Annotated in this window: 18 protein-coding genes and 1 pseudogene; 7 read left to right on the top strand and 12 right to left on the bottom strand. The window is 67.4% G+C overall.

Annotated features, from left to right (window positions below; all coding sequences use genetic code 11):
* The first annotated feature begins 198 nt into the window (after positions 1 to 198).
* Both ilvA and queF read left to right on the top strand, forming a co-directional pair.
* Positions 199 to 1,722, top strand: coding sequence for a threonine ammonia-lyase, biosynthetic (gene ilvA, locus G3N64_RS13575; protein WP_205784409.1), 1,524 nt, complete (start codon positions 199 to 201; stop codon positions 1,720 to 1,722).
* A 17-nt stretch (positions 1,723 to 1,739) separates the two neighbouring features.
* The gene (gene queF / locus G3N64_RS13570; protein ID WP_205784408.1) at positions 1,740 to 2,570 is read left to right on the top strand and encodes an NADPH-dependent 7-cyano-7-deazaguanine reductase QueF; all 831 of its coding nucleotides are present in this window, start codon (positions 1,740 to 1,742) and stop codon (positions 2,568 to 2,570) included.
* An 823-nt stretch (positions 2,571 to 3,393) separates the two neighbouring features.
* On the opposite strand, the gene G3N64_RS13565 is transcribed toward queF, so the two are convergent.
* The 5 genes from G3N64_RS13565 to G3N64_RS13545 form a co-directional block, all read right to left on the bottom strand.
* Positions 3,394 to 3,747, bottom strand: coding sequence for a DUF1493 family protein (locus G3N64_RS13565; RefSeq protein ID WP_124833617.1), 354 nt, complete (start codon positions 3,745 to 3,747; stop codon positions 3,394 to 3,396).
* A complete protein-coding gene (locus G3N64_RS13560) occupies positions 3,747 to 4,181 on the bottom strand; it encodes an STM2901 family protein (RefSeq protein WP_205784407.1) in 435 nt (144 codons plus the stop codon). Before G3N64_RS13560 ends, G3N64_RS13565 begins: the two co-directional genes overlap by 1 nt.
* A gap of 353 nt (positions 4,182 to 4,534) precedes the next feature.
* Positions 4,535 to 4,921 (bottom strand): Rid family hydrolase, encoded by a 387-nt coding sequence (locus tag G3N64_RS13555; protein WP_006751946.1) that lies wholly within the window; start codon positions 4,919 to 4,921, stop codon positions 4,535 to 4,537.
* Positions 4,922 to 5,045: 124 nt separating this feature from the next.
* Positions 5,046 to 6,527 carry a D-aminoacylase gene (locus G3N64_RS13550; protein WP_205784406.1) on the bottom strand — a complete coding sequence of 494 codons (1,482 nt, stop codon included), beginning with the start codon at positions 6,525 to 6,527 and terminating at the stop codon, positions 5,046 to 5,048.
* Positions 6,528 to 6,529: 2 nt separating this feature from the next.
* Positions 6,530 to 7,468 carry a MurR/RpiR family transcriptional regulator gene (locus G3N64_RS13545; protein ID WP_205784405.1) on the bottom strand — a complete coding sequence of 313 codons (939 nt, stop codon included), beginning with the start codon at positions 7,466 to 7,468 and terminating at the stop codon, positions 6,530 to 6,532.
* A gap of 119 nt (positions 7,469 to 7,587) precedes the next feature.
* Here G3N64_RS13545 and G3N64_RS13540 point away from each other — a divergent pair, with 119 nt between their 5' ends.
* Both G3N64_RS13540 and G3N64_RS13535 read left to right on the top strand, forming a co-directional pair.
* Positions 7,588 to 8,868, top strand: coding sequence for an amino acid deaminase (locus G3N64_RS13540; RefSeq protein WP_205784404.1), 1,281 nt, complete (start codon positions 7,588 to 7,590; stop codon positions 8,866 to 8,868).
* Between the two features lie 158 nt (positions 8,869 to 9,026).
* Positions 9,027 to 9,608 (top strand): DJ-1/PfpI family protein, encoded by a 582-nt coding sequence (locus tag G3N64_RS13535; RefSeq protein ID WP_021161332.1) that lies wholly within the window; start codon positions 9,027 to 9,029, stop codon positions 9,606 to 9,608.
* Between the two features lie 69 nt (positions 9,609 to 9,677).
* On the opposite strand, the gene G3N64_RS13530 is transcribed toward G3N64_RS13535, so the two are convergent.
* Both G3N64_RS13530 and G3N64_RS13525 read right to left on the bottom strand, forming a co-directional pair.
* Positions 9,678 to 10,124 carry a MarR family transcriptional regulator gene (locus tag G3N64_RS13530; protein WP_205784403.1) on the bottom strand — a complete coding sequence of 149 codons (447 nt, stop codon included), beginning with the start codon at positions 10,122 to 10,124 and terminating at the stop codon, positions 9,678 to 9,680.
* A 34-nt stretch (positions 10,125 to 10,158) separates the two neighbouring features.
* The gene (locus tag G3N64_RS13525) at positions 10,159 to 11,754 is read right to left on the bottom strand and encodes an MDR family MFS transporter (RefSeq protein ID WP_205784402.1); all 1,596 of its coding nucleotides are present in this window, start codon (positions 11,752 to 11,754) and stop codon (positions 10,159 to 10,161) included.
* Between the two features lie 107 nt (positions 11,755 to 11,861).
* On the opposite strand from G3N64_RS13525, the gene G3N64_RS13520 reads away from it, so the two are divergent.
* Positions 11,862 to 12,704 carry an EcsC family protein gene (locus G3N64_RS13520; RefSeq protein WP_205784401.1) on the top strand — a complete coding sequence of 281 codons (843 nt, stop codon included), beginning with the start codon at positions 11,862 to 11,864 and terminating at the stop codon, positions 12,702 to 12,704.
* Here G3N64_RS13520 and G3N64_RS13515 read toward each other — a convergent pair.
* From G3N64_RS13515 to G3N64_RS13495, 5 genes are all read right to left on the bottom strand, one after another.
* On the bottom strand, positions 12,674 to 13,636 hold the full coding sequence (locus G3N64_RS13515) for an alpha/beta hydrolase (protein ID WP_205784400.1): 963 nt from the start codon (positions 13,634 to 13,636) through the stop codon (positions 12,674 to 12,676). The two genes, G3N64_RS13520 and G3N64_RS13515, sit on opposite strands and share 31 nt — an antisense overlap.
* Before the next feature lie 89 nt (positions 13,637 to 13,725).
* Entirely contained in the window at positions 13,726 to 14,160 is a 435-nt protein-coding gene (locus tag G3N64_RS13510) for a CHRD domain-containing protein (protein ID WP_205784399.1), read from the bottom strand.
* 379 nt (positions 14,161 to 14,539) lie between these two features.
* A complete protein-coding gene (locus tag G3N64_RS13505; RefSeq protein ID WP_205784398.1) occupies positions 14,540 to 15,313 on the bottom strand; it encodes a class II aldolase/adducin family protein in 774 nt (257 codons plus the stop codon).
* Between the two features lie 149 nt (positions 15,314 to 15,462).
* Positions 15,463 to 17,088, bottom strand: a complete 1,626-nt coding sequence (locus tag G3N64_RS13500) for a phospholipase D family protein (RefSeq protein WP_205784397.1) — start codon at positions 17,086 to 17,088, stop codon at positions 15,463 to 15,465.
* Positions 17,089 to 17,311: 223 nt separating this feature from the next.
* Positions 17,312 to 18,028: a FadR/GntR family transcriptional regulator gene (locus G3N64_RS13495; RefSeq protein WP_205784396.1), complete on the bottom strand. Its 717-nt coding sequence runs from the start codon at positions 18,026 to 18,028 to the stop codon at positions 17,312 to 17,314.
* A gap of 128 nt (positions 18,029 to 18,156) precedes the next feature.
* On the opposite strand from G3N64_RS13495, the gene G3N64_RS13490 reads away from it, so the two are divergent.
* Both G3N64_RS13490 and G3N64_RS13485 read left to right on the top strand, forming a co-directional pair.
* On the top strand, positions 18,157 to 18,957 hold the full coding sequence (locus tag G3N64_RS13490; protein ID WP_205784395.1) for a (Fe-S)-binding protein: 801 nt from the start codon (positions 18,157 to 18,159) through the stop codon (positions 18,955 to 18,957).
* Positions 18,954 to 19,151 (top strand): annotated as a pseudogene (locus G3N64_RS13485) (lactate utilization protein C); the annotation flags it as partial. The gene G3N64_RS13490 and the pseudogene G3N64_RS13485, both read left to right, overlap by 4 nt.
* Between the last annotated feature and the right edge of the window lie 3 nt (positions 19,152 to 19,154).

Below are 19,154 nucleotides of genomic sequence, written 5' to 3'. Positions count from 1 at the left end.
CGATTTCGTGTGACCATTCGCCGTCCGTCCGGTCGGTAACCGCGCGGTTAAACCGGTAAAAAAGGCCGCGCGAGGTCGCCGACGCACCGTCCGCACGGCCCCGCGAGCGCGCGCTCGGCATGCCGCTTGCGTGCGGGCGGACCCTTGGCGCTATCATTGATCTTTTATCGTCTGCTTCCGCACTGCACGCGAGCGCCCATGGCATCCCACGATTACCTGAAGAAAATCCTCACCGCGCGCGTCTACGACGTCGCGATCGAGACGGAACTCGAATCCGCCCGCAACCTGTCGGCCCGACTGCGCAACGCCGTCTACCTGAAGCGCGAGGACAACCAGCCGGTGTTCTCGTTCAAGCTGCGCGGTGCGTACAACAAGATGGCGCACATTCCGGCCGACGCGCTCGCGCGCGGCGTGATTACGGCGTCGGCCGGCAACCACGCGCAGGGTGTCGCGTTCTCGGCGGCCCGGATGGGCGTGAAGGCGGTGATCGTCGTACCCGTCACGACGCCGCAGGTGAAGGTCGATGCGGTGCGCGCGCACGGCGGCCCGGGCGTCGAGGTGATCCAGGCGGGCGAGTCGTACAGCGACGCGTATGCGCACGCGGTCAAGGTGCAGGAGGAGCGCGGCCTCACGTTCGTCCACCCGTTCGACGATCCGTACGTGATCGCCGGCCAGGGCACGATCGCGATGGAGATCCTGCGCCAGCACCAGGGACCGATCCATGCGATCTTCGTGCCGATCGGCGGCGGCGGGCTCGCGTCGGGCGTCGCGGCCTACGTGAAGGCGGTGCGGCCGGAGATCCAGGTGATCGGCGTGCAGGCCGAAGATTCGTGCGCGATGGCGCAGTCGCTGCAAAAAGGCGAACGCGTCGAGCTGAGCGAAGTCGGCCTGTTCGCGGACGGCACCGCGGTGAAGCTCGTCGGCGAGGAAACCTTCCGGCTGTGCCGCGAATTCCTCGACGGCGTCGTGACGGTCGACACCGACGCACTGTGCGCGGCGATCAAGGACGTGTTCCAGGACACGCGCAGCGTGCTCGAGCCGTCCGGCGCGCTCGCGGTCGCGGGCGCGAAGCGCTACGCGGAACGCGAAGGCATCGAGAACCAGACGCTCGTCGCGGTCACGTCCGGCGCGAACATGAACTTCGACCGGATGCGCTTCGTCGCCGAGCGTGCGGAAGTGGGCGAGGCGCGCGAAGCCGTGTTCGCGGTCACGATCCCCGAGGAGCGCGGCAGCTTCAAGCGCTTCTGCTCGCTCGTCGGCGACCGCAACGTCACCGAGTTCAACTACCGGATCGCCGATGCGCAATCCGCGCACATCTTCGTCGGCGTGCAGATCAGGCGACGCGACGAGTCTGCCGAGATCGCCGCGAACTTCGAGTCGCACGGCTTCAACAGCGTCGACCTGACGCACGACGAGCTGTCGAAGGAACACATCCGCTACATGGTGGGCGGCCGTTCGCCGCTCGCGCTCGACGAGCGCCTGTTCCGCTTCGAATTCCCGGAACGGCCGGGCGCGCTGATGAAGTTCCTGTCGTCGATGGCGCCGGACTGGAACATCAGCCTGTTCCACTACCGTAACCAGGGCGCGGACTACAGCTCGATCCTCGTGGGGCTGCAGGTGCCGCAGGCCGATCGCGCCGAATTCGAACGCTTCCTCGCGGCACTCGGCTATCCGTATGTCGAAGAGAGCGCCAATCCGGCTTACCGCCTCTTCCTGTCGTAAAGTAAAGGCTTCGTGCAATGAATCCCGAACATTCCCCGCTCGGCAAGGCGACCGTCTACGCAGCCCAGTACGACGCGTCGCTGCTGTTCCCGATCCCGCGCGCCGGGGCGCGCGAGCAGCTCGGCATCTCGTCGGCGCTGCCGTTCTTCGGCACCGATATCTGGAACGCGTACGAGCTGTCGTGGCTCAACGCGCGCGGCAAGCCGCAGCTCGCGGTCGCGACGTTCTACGTGCCGGCCGAATCGCCGAACATCGTCGAATCGAAGTCGTTCAAGCTGTATCTCGGCTCGTTCGCGCAATCGAAGTTCGACTCGGTCGATGCGGTGCGCGACGTGCTGAAGCGCGACGTGTCGGCCGCGTGCGGCGCGAGCGTGTCGGTGCAGCTCGTGTCGCCGCACGATTTCGGCAAGCTCGAGATGGAAGAGCTCGACGGGCTGTCGCTCGACCGGCTCGACCTCGACACCGACGTGTACGAACCCGATCCGTCGCTGCTGTCGGCGGCCGACGCCGAGGACGAAGCGCCGGTCGAGGAGACGCTCGTGTCCGACCTGCTGCGCTCGAATTGCCCGGTCACCGGCCAGCCCGACTGGGGCAGCGTGCAGATTCACTATGTCGGCCCGCAGATCGATCATGCCGGCCTGCTGCGCTACATCATCTCGTTCCGCAATCACACGGGCTTTCACGAGCAGTGCGTCGAGCGGATCTTCCTCGACATCCTGCATGCGTGCAAACCGGTGAAGCTCGCGGTGTATGCGCGCTATACGCGCCGCGGCGGGCTCGATATCAACCCGTTCCGCACGAACTACAACCAGCCGATGCCGGATAACGCGCGGACGGCGCGGCAGTAAATGAAGTGGAATTGGCGGGCATTTGCGGCCCGCCGACACCCACTGCTTGCGGAAGAAGCGTTTGTCTAATTCGGTGCGAACACGTCGGCTCGGCACTTCGGACAATACAGGTAGATTGTTCGACCACCGGGCGTGGAAATGAAGCCGCGCCTTGCCTGGTCTATCCTCCATTTCGCCGTGCCACCATCCGCGAAACGTGCTTTGCCTTCGGCATAGCAATTCGCGGCGTCCAGATCATGACTGTACGCCCGTTCCGTTACGCGGCCCGCATGCTTGAAAAACGCGCTGACATCCGCCTGCCGAAGAACAAACGTACGGCACATATCCGCCGTTTCGTCCCCGCTGATGTCAGCCGACCACGCACCATTCCTGACGATTTCGACCGACTCCGGCCCAACAGTGGGGACTGCCCGGCGGGGCGGCACCCCATCGGATAGCGCACCCGCAACCGCACTGTGGGTGAGCAAGAACGCCAACATCAAAACTGCGATCCGAATCATCATTGCGCCCCCGCCGGCTCCGTCCGGTTCTTCCGCGAGCCGCAACGCACACTGTTACTTAGCGTGCGTCGGCAGTCGCTAAAGGTGCGTGCAAAGCCGTTCTTGATATAGGCCAGTGTTCGCGTCAGCGGGCCTTGGTCCTCGTACAGATCGGCAAGCCAATCCGGGGCGACACGCTCGATCTGATCGAGCCGCAAATCGATGGTTTCCGTCAGTACGGCCCATTCCCCCTTCGGCCCCAGGCGGCACACCCCCGCAATCTTGCCGCTGATCGCTTACGGGCATCTCTGCGTCATCAGCAACATACGCGGAAACCCAGTCTTTCACGACAACTCTGCCAATCGCTTGGCGTGCCATTTTCTTTCGACGGCCGCACGATGCAACATCGCGAGCGTGATCGATTCCCGTTTGAAGTCGTGCGGCTTTCGGAGCACCCACCGCTGGAATAGCGAATAGAGCAAACCCTCACCTTCCATCAAGAAGTACCGGTGGAAATCAAAATCGCCGGTGTCGACGGCAAACCGCTCAAAATAGCGCCCCATGAAGTCATTGGCTTCATCGCCGGTTTGCCCCAGATCCTCCCAGAGACGAGTGCCGGCGGAGAGCGGCTTCGACGGACCGAGCCCCACCTCTGACCGGACAAAGGCTTCGATCTGGTCCCAACTCACGTTTTCCATCAGAACACCTTATCCTCAGGCTTGACGAGGCTGTTGTATCTGGCGACCGTGCCGTGAACGATCCCGTACACGTCTCGCGCAAGCAGCGTCCAGCCCACGCCCGGAACAGCACGCCCGACGAACACGCTGAGCTTCCGGGTCAGGATGATCCGAAACGACTTGATGCTTTGAAGCGTCACGGTTGGCAGAACCTTCCTGTTGAGCTGGTAACGAAAAATCGAACGTGCCATCACGGATGCGACGGACGTCCCTTTCGTCGCACCGCCGAACTTTTGCCGTGTCGGCAAAACGGGCCATCCGGCCAAAATCAGAATCACGGCTTCGACATCGTCGATCCCGACCCGTGCGCATGCCTCCTCTACGGCAACGAAAAAGAAAAGTTCGGCGGGCGTGAGATCCGAATGCATACCGTAGCGGTATGTATTGCTCGTCATGATTCGACTTCGTGAAATCGTTGATCGGAATGACGACCATACCCGGCGACGCGCCGAATTTGCTCTATCGAGATTCATCGACGCCACTGACGTCTTGTGCGTCCATCACTGGAGCCGCCCGCCAGACGGACACATCGTGTCACGCTCTCATCGCGGGGATTTCATTCAGAGTGTAAAAAATCGGCACCACTCACATCCATCATGACTGGGTTCCCCAACGAATTATCGCGATTGCCACGAGATGAGTACCCGCGAGGCCAAGCACCGGCAACACCTCGATTCCGCCATAACGCAACGAGGCCGGCGCATGCTACCGCGCCGGCCTCGTCACACAACAATTCGCCCTTGCCGCGTTACTTCGCCGGCGCCTTGTACGCGATGCAGTCGACCTCGACCTTGCAGTCGATGACCATGCTCGACTGCACGCACGCGCGTGCCGGCGGATGCTCGCCGAAGTACGACACGAACACCTTGTTGAACGACGCGAAATCGCGTGCGTCGTCGAGCCACACGCCGCAGCGCACGACGTGTTCGAGGCCGTAGCCGGCTTCCTTCAGGATCGCGATCACGTTCTCGATCGTCTGCTTCGACTGCGTGACGATCCCGCCTTCGACGACCTCGCCGTTCACCATCGGCGTCTGGCCCGACACGTACAGCCAGCCGTCGGCCTCGACCGCGCGTGCGAACGGCATCACCTGGCCGCCCGTGCCCTTCGCTTCGCCTACGCCATATCGCTTCATCGTTTCACTCCTTGTGTGTCGACCGGCGCTCGCGCGTCTGCGCTGGCGCCGGCCCATGCAACGCGCGGTTGCGGATGCGCGCACCGGCGACGGCACGCGCGGCAGATCGGAACAACAACCGCGCTCAGAACGCGGCGTCGGCACTCGCCGGCACGCGCTCGCCGCGCGCGACGAAGCCGCCGGCGCGCTCGCCGGTCGGCTGGCCGTTTTCATAAGTGAGCACGCCGTTCACCCACACGGCGTCGATCCCGTGCGCGGGCTGCTGCGGCTTCTCGAACGTCGCGGCGTCGATCACGCTCGCCGGGTCGAACAGCACGAGATCCGCGTGGTAGCCCACATGCACCTCGCCGCGCCGCGCGATCCCGTAGCGGCGCGCGGACAGCGACGTCATCTTGCGGATTGCCTCCTCGAGCGGCAGTAGGTTCGTGTCGCGCACGTAATGGCCGAGCACGCGCGGGAACGCGCCCCACAGCCGCGGGTGCGGCAGCGGATCGTTCGGCAGGCCGTCCGAACCGACCATCGTCGCGGGATGCGACAGGATCCGGCGCACGTCGTCCTCGGACATGTTGTGGTACACGGCGCCCGCCGGGCGGATGCGCTGCGCGGCTTCCTGCTCGGTCACGCCCCAGTCGGCCGCGATCGCCTTCAGCAGCTTGCCCGCCACTTCCGGGTGCGGCTCCGACCACGTGATCGTGATGTCGATGTCGCCCGTCACCTGCTTCAGGTCGAGCGTCGACGAGCTGCGGCTGTACGGATAGCAGTCGCAGCCGACCGGCTGGTAGCGGCGCGCGCCTTCGAGCGATGCGAGCACTTCGGTGCTGCGCCCCCAGTTCGACGGGCCCGCGCACTTCAGGTGCGAGATCACGACCGGCACGCGCGCATGGCGGCCGACCTGGTACGCCTCTTCCATCGCGTCGAGGATCGCGTCGAACTCGGTGCGCATGTGCGTCGTGTACAGCGCGCCAGCGTTCGCGAGCGGCTCGGCGAGCGCCATCACCTCTTCGGTCGGCGCCGCGAACGCGGAGCCGTACGCGAGGCCCGACGACAGGCCGAGCGCACCGTTCGCGAGCGCCTCCTCGAGCTGCGCGCGCATGCCGGCGATCTCGCCGTCGGTCGCCGCGCGGTCGAGGCGATCCATCTGGTTGTTGCGCAGCGCCGTGTGACCGACGAGCGCGGCGACGTTCACGGCCGGACGCGCGTCGTTCACGGCCGCGACGTAGTCGGCGAAGGTCGGGTACTGAAACGCGCCGCGCTCGCCGAGCAGGTTCATCGGGTCGGGCGGATCGCCCGCGAGCGTCACCGGCGACGCGCTGATCCCGCAGTTGCCGACGATCACGGTGGTCACGCCCTGCGAGATCTTCGGGATCATCGCGGGCGCGCGAATCACGTGCGTGTCGTCGTGCGTGTGCACGTCGACGAAGCCCGGCGCAAGCGCGCGGCCGTTCGCATCGACGACGTTCTCGGCCAGCCAGTTCGACAGGTTGCCGATCGCCGCGATCAGGCCGTTGCGGATCGCGACGTCGCGCGTGACGGGCGGCGCGCCGGTACCGTCGTAAAGCTGCGCGCCGACGATCAGCGTATCGGCGGCTTCGGGATGCGAATGCATGGTCAGTCTCCTACCGGTTGACGGTCTCCGCCGCCGCGGTGCGCATCGAGCGCGTGCTTGATGCGACGCAGCGATTCTCGGCCCGCATCGCCGAGCCGCAATGCGACTCCGGTGACGAGCACGTCGATCGCCATCATCATCGCGTAGCGCGATGTCGACGGCTTGTAAATGAAATCGGTTTCGAACGCGACGACCGGGATCAGGTGGTCGGCCAGCTTCGCGAGCGGCGAAGCCGGCGCCGTGATCGCGATCAGCGTCGCGCCGTAGCGCTTCGCGAGCCGGCAGCTCTCGAGCAGCTCGGGCACGCGGCCGCTCACCGACAGCGCGACGACGACGGTGTCGCGCGACAGCGTCGCGGCCACCATCCGCTGCAGCAGGCTGTCCTGGTAGCTCGCGACCGGCCGGCCGAAGCGCACGAGCCGGAAGCGCAGCTCGTCGGCGAGCGCGGTCGAGCCGCCGCCCTGTCCGTACACGTAGGTCATCTTCGCGCCGGCGAGCAAGTCGGCCGCTGCCTCGAACGACGTATTGCGCAGCAACTGATGGTTGTGCGCGAGCGCGACGCGGATCTCGTCGTAGACCATCGACGCGGGGCTCGTGTCGTCGGCCGGCGTATCGTCGGACGGCACCAGAAAGCGCTGGCCGACGGCCGCCGCCTGCGCGACCAGCACCTTCAGTTCGCGCACGTCGCGGCAGCCGACGGCCTTCGCGAAACGCGTGACCGTCGCGACGCTGACCTCCGCGTCGCGCGCAAGCGCGCCGATGCTCGCATGCGCGGCGCGCGCCAGGTCGGCAAGGATGAACGCGGCGACCTTGCGCTCGGCTTCGCGCAGTTCGGGCGCGCATTCGGCGATCCGCGCGACGATGTCGAGGACCGGCGGAGCGGCCGGAGCCGGATGGGGCTCGGCCGCGAGCGGAGCGGACGGGGGGGCGGGCGTATTCATCTGCGGAAAAGGGTATGAAGCTCGATGTTACTAAATAACATCACCGCGCCGATGCTACTTTCTGTACCATCGGCGTGTCAACTTCAGTGCAATGCATAGTGATGATGGAGCGGGATGACATGAAAGTTACAAACTATCAGGAAGCGACGATCGATCCGTTCGGCAAGGGCCTCGGCAATCTGCCGAGCGCGAGCGTGCCGCTCGGCGACGCAGGCCGCCTCGAGTGGAACCTGCTTGCGGAAGACGTCAGCCTGCCGGCGGCCGTGCTTTACGAGGACCGCATCGAACACAACCTGAACTGGATGCAGGCCTTCGTCCAGAAGTACGGCGTCAAGTTTGCGCCGCACGGCAAGACGACGATGGCGCCGCAACTGTTCCGCCGCCAGCTCGACGCCGGCGCGTGGGGCATCACGCTCGCGACCGCGCACCAGACGCAGGCCGCGTATCACGGCGGCGTGCGGCGCGTGCTGCTCGCGAACCAGTTGGTCGGCCGCCAGAACATGACGATCATCGCCGGGCTGCTGTCCGATCCCGACTTCGAATTCTTCTGCCTCGTCGATTCCGCCGAGAGCGTCGACCAGCTCGGCCGCTTCTTCGGCGCACTGAAGAAGCCGCTGAACGTGCTGCTCGAGCTCGGCGTGCCGGGCGGCCGCGCGGGCGTGCGCGATGCCGCGCAGCGCGATGCCGTGCTCGCCGCGATCGCGCGCTATCCGGACACGCTGAAGCTGGCCGGCATCGAGCTCTACGAAGGCGTGCTGAAGGAGGAAGGCGAGATCCGCACGTTCCTGCAGGACGCGGTCGCGCTCACGCGCGAGCTGGCCGAGGCAGGCCGCTTCGCGCGGACGCCGGCGATCCTGTCCGGCGCCGGTTCGGCGTGGTACGACGTGGTCGCGGAAGAGTTCGCGAAGGCGTCCGACGCCGGCTTCGCGGAAGTCGTGCTGCGTCCGGGCTGCTACCTGACGCACGATGTCGGCATCTACAAGAAGGCGCAGACCGACGTGTTCGCGCGCAACCCGATCGCACGCACGATGGGCGAAGGGCTGCTGCCCGCGCTGCAGCTGTGGGCCTACGTGCAGTCGGTGCCGGAAGCCAATCGTGCGATCGTCGCGCTCGGCAAGCGCGACGCGGCGTTCGACGCGGGGCTGCCGGAGCCGGCGCGCCACTTCCGCCCGGGCCGCGACACTGCACCGCGCGACGTCGCCGCCGCCGAAGGCTGGGCCGTCACCGGGATGATGGACCAGCACGCGTACCTGCAGATCCCGCCGGGCGCGGACGTGAAGGTCGGCGACATGGTCGCGTTCGACATCTCGCACCCGTGCCTGACGTTCGACAAGTGGCGCCAGGTGCTCGTGCTCGATCCGCAGTTCCGCGTGACGGAAGTCGTCGAAACCTTCTTCTGACGCCCATCGCGCACACCGCCCCGCCGCTCGCGCGGGGCGGCCGTCACGCGCGCTTCAAGCGGCCGGAGTACACTGCGCTTTCGTCCTCGGGGCCCCGGGCGGGCGTTGCACTCGCCGGCCGCATGCGGGCCCTCAACGCAGCTCCACTGGAGAAAGCCATGGCCGCGAAGAAGATCCTGTTCCTGACCGGCGATTTCGCCGAAGACTACGAAACGATGGTGCCGTTCCAGGCGCTGCAGGCCGTCGGCCACCACGTCGATGCAGTCTGCCCGGGCAAGCGCGCGGGCGACAAGATCAAGACCGCGATCCACGATTTCGAGGGCGACCAGACCTACACCGAGAAGCCCGGCCACCAGTTCACGCTGAACGCGGCGTTCGACGACGTCGACGCATCGCGCTACGACGCGCTCGCGATCGCGGGCGGCCGCGCCCCCGAATACCTGCGACTCGATCCGAAGGTGATCTCGCTCGTGCGCGAATTCGCCGAAGCCGGCAAGCCAATCGCCGCGATCTGCCACGCGGCGCAACTGCTCGCGGCCGCCGACGTGATCCGCGGCAAGCGCATCTCGGCCTACCCGGCCTGCGCGCCCGAGGTGAAGCTCGCGGGCGGCGAATACGCGGACATCCCGGTCGACGCGGCCGTGACCGACGCGCCGTTCGTCACCGCGCCTGCGTGGCCCGCGCATCCGGCCTGGCTCGCGCAGTTCCTCGCGCTGCTGGGAACGCGCATCGAGCTTTGAAGCAGAAGTGAATTGAGATGAGATGAAGGACCGGGCCGGCGGCGTATTCGCGCCGCCCCGCTCCGCGCGTCAGCGCGCGGCCGGCGTCGAGCCGACGTCCGCGATCCGCGACTCCAGCATCGCCAGCGCACCCGACAGCGCATTCAGCACGTCGTCCGGCAATTGCGCCATCGTCTGTTCGAGAAACGCCTTGCGGCGCGGCAGGCACGCGTCGAACGCGGCGCGGCCTTCGTCCGTCAGCGTCACGTTGGTCACGCGATTGTCGCGTGCGTCGGATTCACGCTGGATCCAGCCGAGCGCGTCGAGCGACTTCAACTGGCGCGTGAGCGCGCCCGGATCGACGCGCAGCACTTCGACGAGTTTCTTCTGCGACGAATGCCCGCCCATCGTGTGCAACGCGACCATGATGCGCCAGCGCGGCATCGGCTGCCCGACGTGCGCCTCGAACGCGGTCATGAATGCGCGATACGTGCGTCCGAATTGCTGCAAGATCGCGACGCGGTCCTGTTCTTCCATGCGCTCAGTTCTACTCGTTCAATCGTTCAATCGTTCAGTCGGCCGCGACATGCGGTTCGATCTTGTGCCGCAGCGCGATCGGCGGCACGCGGCGGCACTGCCACACCGACACCACGGCGACGACGGCCGCCATTGCGACACCCAGGTGAATCGCGCCGACGAGCGATTCGCGGGCCGCTTCCAGCAGCAGCGCGCCATTATGCCCGGCACGCGTCAGCTCGGCGACAAGTCCGCCCTGCGCGGCGCGATCGATCAGGATCTGCGGATCGGCGAGCTGCGCATGCCACTGCATCGCGTGGTCGGCCGACAGCGCGTCGCGCACGCCGCCCGAGTACATCTGGTTGACGAGCGTGCCGGTCAGCGCGGTGCCGATCATCCCGCCGACCATCCGCAGCGACTGCAGCAGCGCCGTCGCGATGCCGAGGTGCTCGCGGCCGGCCGTCTGCTGCGCGAATACGGTGAGGTTCGGCAGCACGAAGCCGAGCCCGATGCCGCCCGCGACCATCAGCGCCATCAGTACCCACTTCGGCGTCGTGTGGGTCGACACGACGATGCCCGCGCAGGTGATCGCAAACAGCACGAAGCCGACGTCCAGCATCGCATTCGGATTGCGGATGCGCGTGACGACGCGGCCGTTCATGATGCTGCCGATCGTGATGAACACGACGAGCGGCGTGATCACGAGCCCCGCCTCCTTCGGCGACATCCCGAACCCGCCCTGGAACAGCAGCGGCGCGTAGAACAGCAGCGAGAACATCGAGAAGCCGGCGAGGATCGCCAGCACGAAGAGCGCCGACAGCGCGCGGTTGCCGAACATGTCGAACGGCAGGATCGGCTGCGCACAGCGCCGCTCCCAGTGCCACAGGCCGAAACCGGCCGCGACCGCGACGACGAGCAGCAGCGACGCCCAGCTCGCGACGCCGTACTTCGGCAGCCATTCGACAAATAGCTGCAGCGCGCCGAGCGACAGCGCGATCAGCAATGCGCCCGGCCAGTCGAGCCGCATCTTGCGATCGTGCTCGACGTGGCGCAGGTGCGGCAGGTAGCGCCACACGAACAGCAGCGACAGCAGGCCGACCGGCAGGTTCACGTAGAACACCGAGCGCCAGCCGAACGACTGGGTCAGCACGCCGCCGAGCGACGGGCCGACTGCGTTCGCGATGCCGAACGCGGAGCTCATCAGCACCTGCCAGCGCAGCCGCACGACGGAATCGGGGAACAGGTCGGGAATGCACGCGAATGCGGTGCCGACCAGCATCCCGCCGCCGATCCCCTGCAGCCCGCGCGCGAGCACGAGCATCAGCATGTCGTTCGCCATCCCGCACAGCACCGATGCACCGGTGAACACGACGATCGACGCGATGACGAACGGCTTGCGGCCGTAATAATCGCCGAGCCGGCCGAAGATCGGCACCGTGATCACGGAACTGAGCAGGTACGAGGTGGCGACCCACGCGTACAGGTCGAAACCCCGGAGCTCGGCGACGATGGTCGGCAACGCGGTGCCGACGACGGTCTGGTCGAGCGCGACGAGCATGGTGACGAACGAGATCCCGATCATCGCCAGCAGCGATTCGCGGAACGGCAGGACTTGCCCACTCGAATGGTGGGCGGCAGTATGGACGGCCATTTTTTGTCGACGCAACTTTTGACGAGTCAAACAATCTCAAAATTCTAGCATGCCGGAGTAATCTAGGCTGGCGACGGTCAAACCGGCTCAGACCGCCAAGGAGAAAGATGGAACCGATTTCAATCACCCCCGCGACCACGCTGTCGGAGGAGGATCGCGACGCGCTGTGGCGCGCGAGGCAGGTGCTGGAAAGCCCGTCGCTGACGATGAAGCTGACGGGCATGCTGGGCGCGCCGGTCGAGAAAATGATCGCGCGGCTGCCGGATTTCGCGACCGGCAAGATCAACGACGCGACGCAGCTCGCGCTGCGCAAGTGCCTGAACATCGCGCTACGCACGCTCGGCAAGCCGCCCGCGCCGGACGCCGAGCCCGACAAGCCGAGCAACCTGCTGCACAAGCTCGCGGTCGCGACGACCGGCGCGGCGGGCGGCGCGTTCGGCTTTCTCGCGCTGCCGGTCGAGTTGCCGGTGACGACGACGCTGATCTTCCGCTCGGTGTGCGACATCGCGCGCAGCGAGGGCGAAGACCTGAGCTCGGTCGATACGCAGCTGCAATGCCTGGCCGTGCTCGGCATGGGCGGCAACCCGGACAAGCAGGAAGAGGACGCCGATCTCGGCTATTTCGTGCTGCGCGGCACGCTCGCGCAGGCGATCTCGAAGGCATCGTCCGACATCACGACGAAGGGCATCGCCGCGCACAGCTCGGCGGCCGTGTTCAAGCTCGTGCAGACGGTGGCGTCGCGCTTCTCGGTGCAGGTGACCGAGCAGATGGCCGCGAAGTCGATTCCGGCGATCGGCGCCGTGCTCGGCGCGACCGTCAATACGCTGTTCATCGACCACTTCCAGCAGATGGCGCACGGCCACTTCACCGTCCGCCGGCTCGAGCGCAAGTACGGCTCGGCGGCCGTCAAGGCCGCCTATCAGGCGATCGACGCCTCGCCGGTGCGCTGAACCGCACGCTCGACCGCGACGCGGCGCAGGAACGCTGCAGCACGGTCGAGCGCGTCGCGCGCTTCCGGCACCATCGGCGCGTACAGCTGCCACACGTGCGGCATGTCCGGCCACACCTCGATTTCCACCGCCACCCCGGCCGCCTGCGCCTTCTCGGCGACGCGGCGCGAATCGTCGAGCAGCACCTCGGTGCTGCCGACCTGGATATACAGCGGCGGCAGGCCCGTGAAATCCGCATAGAGCGGCGATGCGTACGGATTCGTCCCCGGCTCGTCACCCAGGTACAGCTTCGCGGCCTTCGCCAGCGCAGCGCCCGCGAACATCGGATCGGTGCCGTCGTTCGTGCGCAGCGTGGCGCCGGTGGCGGCCAGGTCGGTCCACGGCGAGAACAGGATCGCACCGGCCGGCAGCGGCTCGCCGCGGTCGCGCAGCGCGACGAGCGTCGCGAGCGCAAGGCCGCCGCCCGCCGAATCGCCGCCGAGCACGATCGACTCGGGCGGCGTGCCGAGCGCCAGCAGTTGCCGGTACGCGGCCAGCGCATCGTCGAGCGCGGCCGGGAAACGGTTTTCGGGCGCCAGCCGGTAGTCGAGCGAGAACGAGCGCACGCCCGCACGCTTCGTCAGGCCGAACACGAGCGGCCGGTGAGTCTTCGTCGAACAGAAGTAGTAACCGCCACCGTGGAAGTACAGCAGCGTGCGGCCGGGCCCGCGACCCGCACCCGCGTCGGTGCGCTCGAGCCATTCGCCGCGCAGCGGCGCGTCGCCCGCGCCGTAGCACTGGCGCAGCCGGTAGCCCGACGGCGCGCGGCGCGGCACGACCATCCGCAAGTCGGTAAAGCGCCGTGCGCGGGCGGGATCGAGCACCTCCCGCGTGGTCTCGGGACGGAACTGCCAGCGCAGCAGCCAGCAGGCGAACTTGCTTTGCCAACTCATCGGACGCACTCCGTAATCACAATGTGACGATGGTACGTGCGATCGTTCCCGCGCCGCTCGACAGGTGCCTCTACATCAAACGCCGGCACTCAGTTCGCCGGCATCACCTGGCCGCGGATCTCGCCGGCCGGATGCTCCTTCGTATGGACGTTGAAATACCACTTGCCGCCCATCAGGTCGGTGACCTGCGCGTCGGTGAGTTCCTTCGAGCCCTTGATCGGGCTCGCCAGCTCGTCCTTCGGAATCGGCACCTGCACGCCCGCGTTCTGGCCGACCGGCGCGGGCCCGTGGAAATGCGCGGCAGTGGCCGGCCCCGTGAGGTGTTCGTAAGTGACCTTCCACTGCAGCATGTGCGTGGCCGTGTCGTAGGTGGCCGCGACGTCGCCCGCGCCCTTGGTCGCCGTCGGCGGCACTTCGCTCGACGGCTGGAGATTGGCGGACAGGCGAACCGTTTCGGCGGCGGCGCTGCCGGCGGCCAGCACGCCCGCGAGTAACGCGACCTGGAGCAAACGCAGCTTGAGCATGGACTCTCCTTGTACGACGTTGTACGCCGCCCGAACGGGGGCGCCAGACAGGATGGTAGTCGATCGCCGCCGGTCCGGGCATCCACCGAACGGCCATGCAGCGAATCGCCGCACCGCGCACGGCCCGCCCTCTCGCGCGGCGCACGACGCGTCAGTCTGCGTCAACCTGGAATGGACCTTTGCAGCCCGATGCCTGAATCCACGCGCGGCCTTTCGCTACACTCCGTCTCACAGTTGCTTGTTTCCTTCGTCCGAAGGAGTCTGCGAGTATTCACGCGGCCACCCGGCCGCGTTTTTTTTGCGCGCGCCGCCGAAGCCGGTTCATCGCGTATCAAGCATGATGAAGCGATCGCACTGCCGGCGATCGCGCCGCTTCGCGTCACGCGCGATAGCCGGGATCGATGCGATCGACGATACGCTGCAGCGCATCGAACGCGTCCTGCCCCGCGCCATGCTTCGGGTCGAAATTCAGCGAATCGCGCACGCACGCTTCGAGCACGGGCGGCGCGATCGGCAGCGCGTCGCCGATCGCATGCGTGGCGACCTGCACCTCGCACGCGCGATTGAGCAGCCACATCAGCGAGAACGTCTGCGCGAGCGTCGCGCCGATCGTTACGGGCCCATGATTGCGCAACAGCAGTACGGGCCGGCCGCCGGCGCTCTCGACGATGCGCCGCCCTTCTTCGAGGTGCACGGTGATGCCCTCGAAGTCGTGATACGCGATCTTCCCGTACAGCTGCGCCGAATAGAAATTCGAGAACGACAGCCCGTCGCGCGAACAGCAGACGGCCATCGTCGGCGTGGTATGCACGTGCATCACGCAGTGCGCATCGGGCAGCGCCACATGGATCGCACTGTGGAACGTGAAGCCGGCCGGATTGATCGGCCAGTCGGAATGACCGATCACGCTGCCGTCGATGTCGATCTTCACGAGGTTCGACGCGCACACCTCGCGGTAATGGAGCCCGAACGGATTGATCAGGAAATGCCCGTCCTCGCCCGGCACGCGCAGCGAGATATGGTTGTAGATCAGCTCGGTCCAGCCGAGATGATCGAAGATGCGGTAAGCCGCCGCGAGTTGCACGCGCGCCTGCCATTCGGCTTCGGAGAAACGGGCGGGACGCGTGAACGGCTGGTTCGGGACACGTTGCATGGGGGAACTCCGGTTGCGGGTGTGCGCGGCACGCTTGGCGCGGGCCGCCCGGCGGCTCCGTCTTGCGCGCCATATTCGTTGCGCGCACAACCATATCACCTTTCCTCGCGCACCGGAAACGCGGGTTTAGCCGGAGCGCTTCCGTCCCCTTAAAGCTGGTCGTCGACCGGCAGCAGCATGAAGATGCCGGTCATCAGGTTGCGCAGCAGCCCCGCGTGCGGATCGACGTGATAGGTGGTCGGCCGGCCGTTGTCGATGCCCGTCCACTCGAGTTCGGGCGACCCGCCGCCCGCCGGCGTCACGAGGCTCACCCGGTAGCTGTCGTCCGGCTGCGTCACGCGCGCGAAGATCGCCGCGACCTGCTGTGCGAGCGCCGGGCTGTGGATCACGAGTGCCAGTTCGGTATTCAGGTGCGCGGAGCGCGGATCGAGATTCATCGAGCCGATCACGAGGATCTTCCGGTCGATCACGTACGCCTTCGCATGCAGGCTCGCCCGCGAGCGCGACCCGAACAGGCGCGCGCGCTGCCGGCCGGGCTGCGCCTTGAACTCGTACAGCTCGACGCCGTGCTGCAGCAGCGGCACGCGGTACGGCCCGTAGCCGGCCTGCACGGCAACCGCGTCGGTCGCGGCGAGCGAATTGGTCAGGATCGCGACGCGCACCCCGCGCGCGGTCGTGTCGCCGAGGATCTTCACGCCCGCGTCGTGCGGCACGAAGTATGGCGAGAACGCGAGGAATTCCTGCTGCGCACCGCGCGTGAGTTCGACCAGGCGCTGCATCGGCGGGCTCACGTATGCGTCGGTCGGCTGCGCGACCTTGTCGGGTGCATCGACCTTGAACTCGGCCGGCGCCCATACGAGCGCGAGCTCGTCGCGCGCGATCTGCTGCGCGAGCGGCGTCGCGTTCAGCGGCTTCGCGTTGTACGGATCGGCGTTCTGGCGCCAATGGCTGCGCAACTCGTCGCGCGTCGTGTCGAGGTCCTTCGGATCGAACGACTGGTGATTCAGCACGCGCAGCGGATAGCTGCTCGCACTCGACCAGTAGGTGTCGAAGCTCGCCGAGACGTCGTGCGTCACGGGGCCCGCGGCAAGCACGTCGAGATCGCGGAACTGCAGCGTCGGGCTCGCGTTGAAGTATTCGTCGCCGAGATTGCGGCCACCGACGATCGCGATCTGGTTGTCCGCGATCATCGCCTTGTTGTGCATCCGGCGCGTGAAGCTGTCGATGCGCGTGAAGAAGTCGGTCGTGCGCTCGACCATCCCTTGTTGCGACGCGCCGAACGGGTTGAACACGCGGATCTCGATGTTCGGGTGCGAGTTCAGCGCGGCCATGATGCGATCGATGTCGCGGAAATTCAGGTCGTCGACCAGCATCCGCACGCGCACGCCGCGATCGGCCGCATACAGCGCCGCGGCGAGCAGCAGCTTGCCGGTCGTGTCCTCGGTCGCGATGTAGTACTGCATGTCGAGCGTCTTCGTCGCGGCCCGTGCGAGCGCGATGCGCATCTGCAGCGCCTCGGCGCCTTCCGGCAGCAGCCGGAAGCCCGACTGGCCCGGATGCGCGGCCTCGGGCGCGGCCAGCGCGTCGCGCAGCGGCGTCGCGGTATCGGGCGGCAACGCATGGGAGACCGGGCGATCGAGCGTGGTGGCGGGCGGATGCGTCGCACACGCGGCGACGAGCGACAGCAGTACGCCGGCGGCCAGCGCGCGGGCCGGGCGGCATGCGGCGCGCCACGACAGCGCGGCCGATGCGCACCGGATCAAAGACGTGAACACGGAAACTTCCTCGACTGGCAGGACAAAGGCCCGCATGCGCCGCGGCGCGCGGCTCGCGCGCGGTTCCGGCCGATTCTAGTGGCCGCCCGATGAACCGGTCAATCGCGGGGGCGGCACCGACAGCACCGAACCACAGGTATGCGCCCGCCCGCCGCGCGTCGATGCCCCGCCGCGCCGGAAGCGCCCGCCGGACGGGCTGCTCATCGAAGCGGTCCGACCAATCTCAGGCCCCGTCGCCGCTGCGCTCGAAATGGCTGCGCACGTAGTCGATATGCGTCTGCATCGCGGTGCGTGCCTCCTCGGGCCGTTGCGCGCAGATCGCGTCGCACACGACGCGGTGCTGCAGCAACAGCAGCTCGGACGCCTGCTCGTCGTGCGTCGTCATGCCCGCCACGTTGATCGAGATGTGCTCGCGCAGCATCCCGATCACGCTCGTATGCAGGTGCAGGAACATCGTGTTGTGCGACGCGAGCGCGATCGCCTCGTGCAGCTTCGCGTCGGTCGCGGCTTCGACGGCCGCGGCGCCGGTCGCATGCGCCGTTTCGAGTTCGCGCAGCAGCGCACGGATCCGGCGCCGGTCGTTCGCGTCGGCGCGCAGCGCGGCGAAATACGCGGTCGCGCCTTCGAGCACGCGGCGGAACTCGAGGATGTCGTCGCGCAGCGCGGGGTGATCGGCGACCAGTTGGCCCCACGGCGACGCGATGCCAGCACGCAACTGGTCCGTCACGTAGACGCCCGCGCCGCGCCGGCTCTGCAGCAGCCCGCGCGCGACGAGCCGCTGGGTCGCCTCGCGCACGGTATTGCGCGCCACCCCGTACTGCTGCGCGAGCACGCGCTCGGCCGGCAGGCGTGCGCCGGCCGGCCAGGTGCCGTCGAGCAGCGCCGTCTCGATCTTGCGCATCACCACTTCGGTCCGGCCCCGTGCCGTCATCGCTGCCATCGTCGCGTCTCCCTGCGGAATGCGTGCCGCGCCGATTGGCCCAACCAATTTGAGCTGCGGCGCCGTCGCGGGAATTATGCAGCGAAATCGTCGTCCCGCATGCCGGGCCGTCGCCTCTGGAGCGAGACATGAACGAAAGGCTGTACCCCGCCGCCGCCGCCGCGCACGTCTATCTGTTTGCGACCTGCCTGGTCGACCTGTTCGTCCCCGAAGCCGGGCTCGACGCGGTCCGCCTGCTGGAACGCGAAGGCCTGACCGTCCACTATCCACGCGGCCAGAGCTGCTGCGGGCAGCCGGCCTACAGCAGCGGCAACCCGGACGAAGCCCGCCGCGTCGCGGCCGCGCAGCTCGACCTGTTCGCCGAACCGTGGCCCGTGATCGTGCCGTCCGGCTCGTGCGCGGGCATGATCCGCCACCATTGGCCGGCGCTGTTCGCCGACGATCCGGTCCACGGCCCGAAAGCCCGCGCGATCGCGGAGCGAACCTACGAACTCGCCGAATTCCTCGTCCATGTGCTCGACGTGCGGCTCGACGCGGCCACGGCCAGCGCCGGGGCCGACGAGCGCGTCGTGCTGCACACGTCGTGCGCGGCGCGGCGCGAGATGGGCACGCGCGGGCACGGCGTCGCGCTCGTCGACGCGCTGCCGGGCGTGACGCGCATCGAACACGAGCGCGAATCCGAATGCTGCGGCTTCGGCGGCACGTTCTCGCTGAAACATCCGGACATCTCAGGCGCGATGGTGCGCGACAAGGTCGCGTCGGCCTGCGCGACGGGCTGCGACCGGCTCGTGTCCGCCGACTGCGGCTGCCTGCTGAACATCGGCCACGCTGCGACCAAGGCCGGCGCGACGCTGCCGGTCGAGCATCTCGCCAGCTTCCTGTGGCGGCGCACGGCCGGCGCCGCGTCGCTGCGCGGAGACAAGCAATGAGCGCGCGCGACGCCATTCTCAAGCGGCTGCGCGCCGCCGCGCCGGGTGTCGCCGCCGAGGCCGCCCCCGCGCTCGACGCCCGCATCGACACGCATTACGACACGCGCCGCTCGCAGACCGGGTCCACACACGATCCGCACACGCTTGCCCGCACGATGCAGGCCGCGCTCACCGCGTCGCACGCGGACGTCTGGTGA

Source organism: Burkholderia sp. Ac-20344, assembly GCF_017104975.1.
Classification (GTDB): Bacteria; Pseudomonadota; Gammaproteobacteria; order Burkholderiales; family Burkholderiaceae; genus Burkholderia.
The sequence above is the reverse complement of the archived record's forward strand: the minus strand, read 5'-3'. Positions and strand labels throughout refer to the sequence as shown.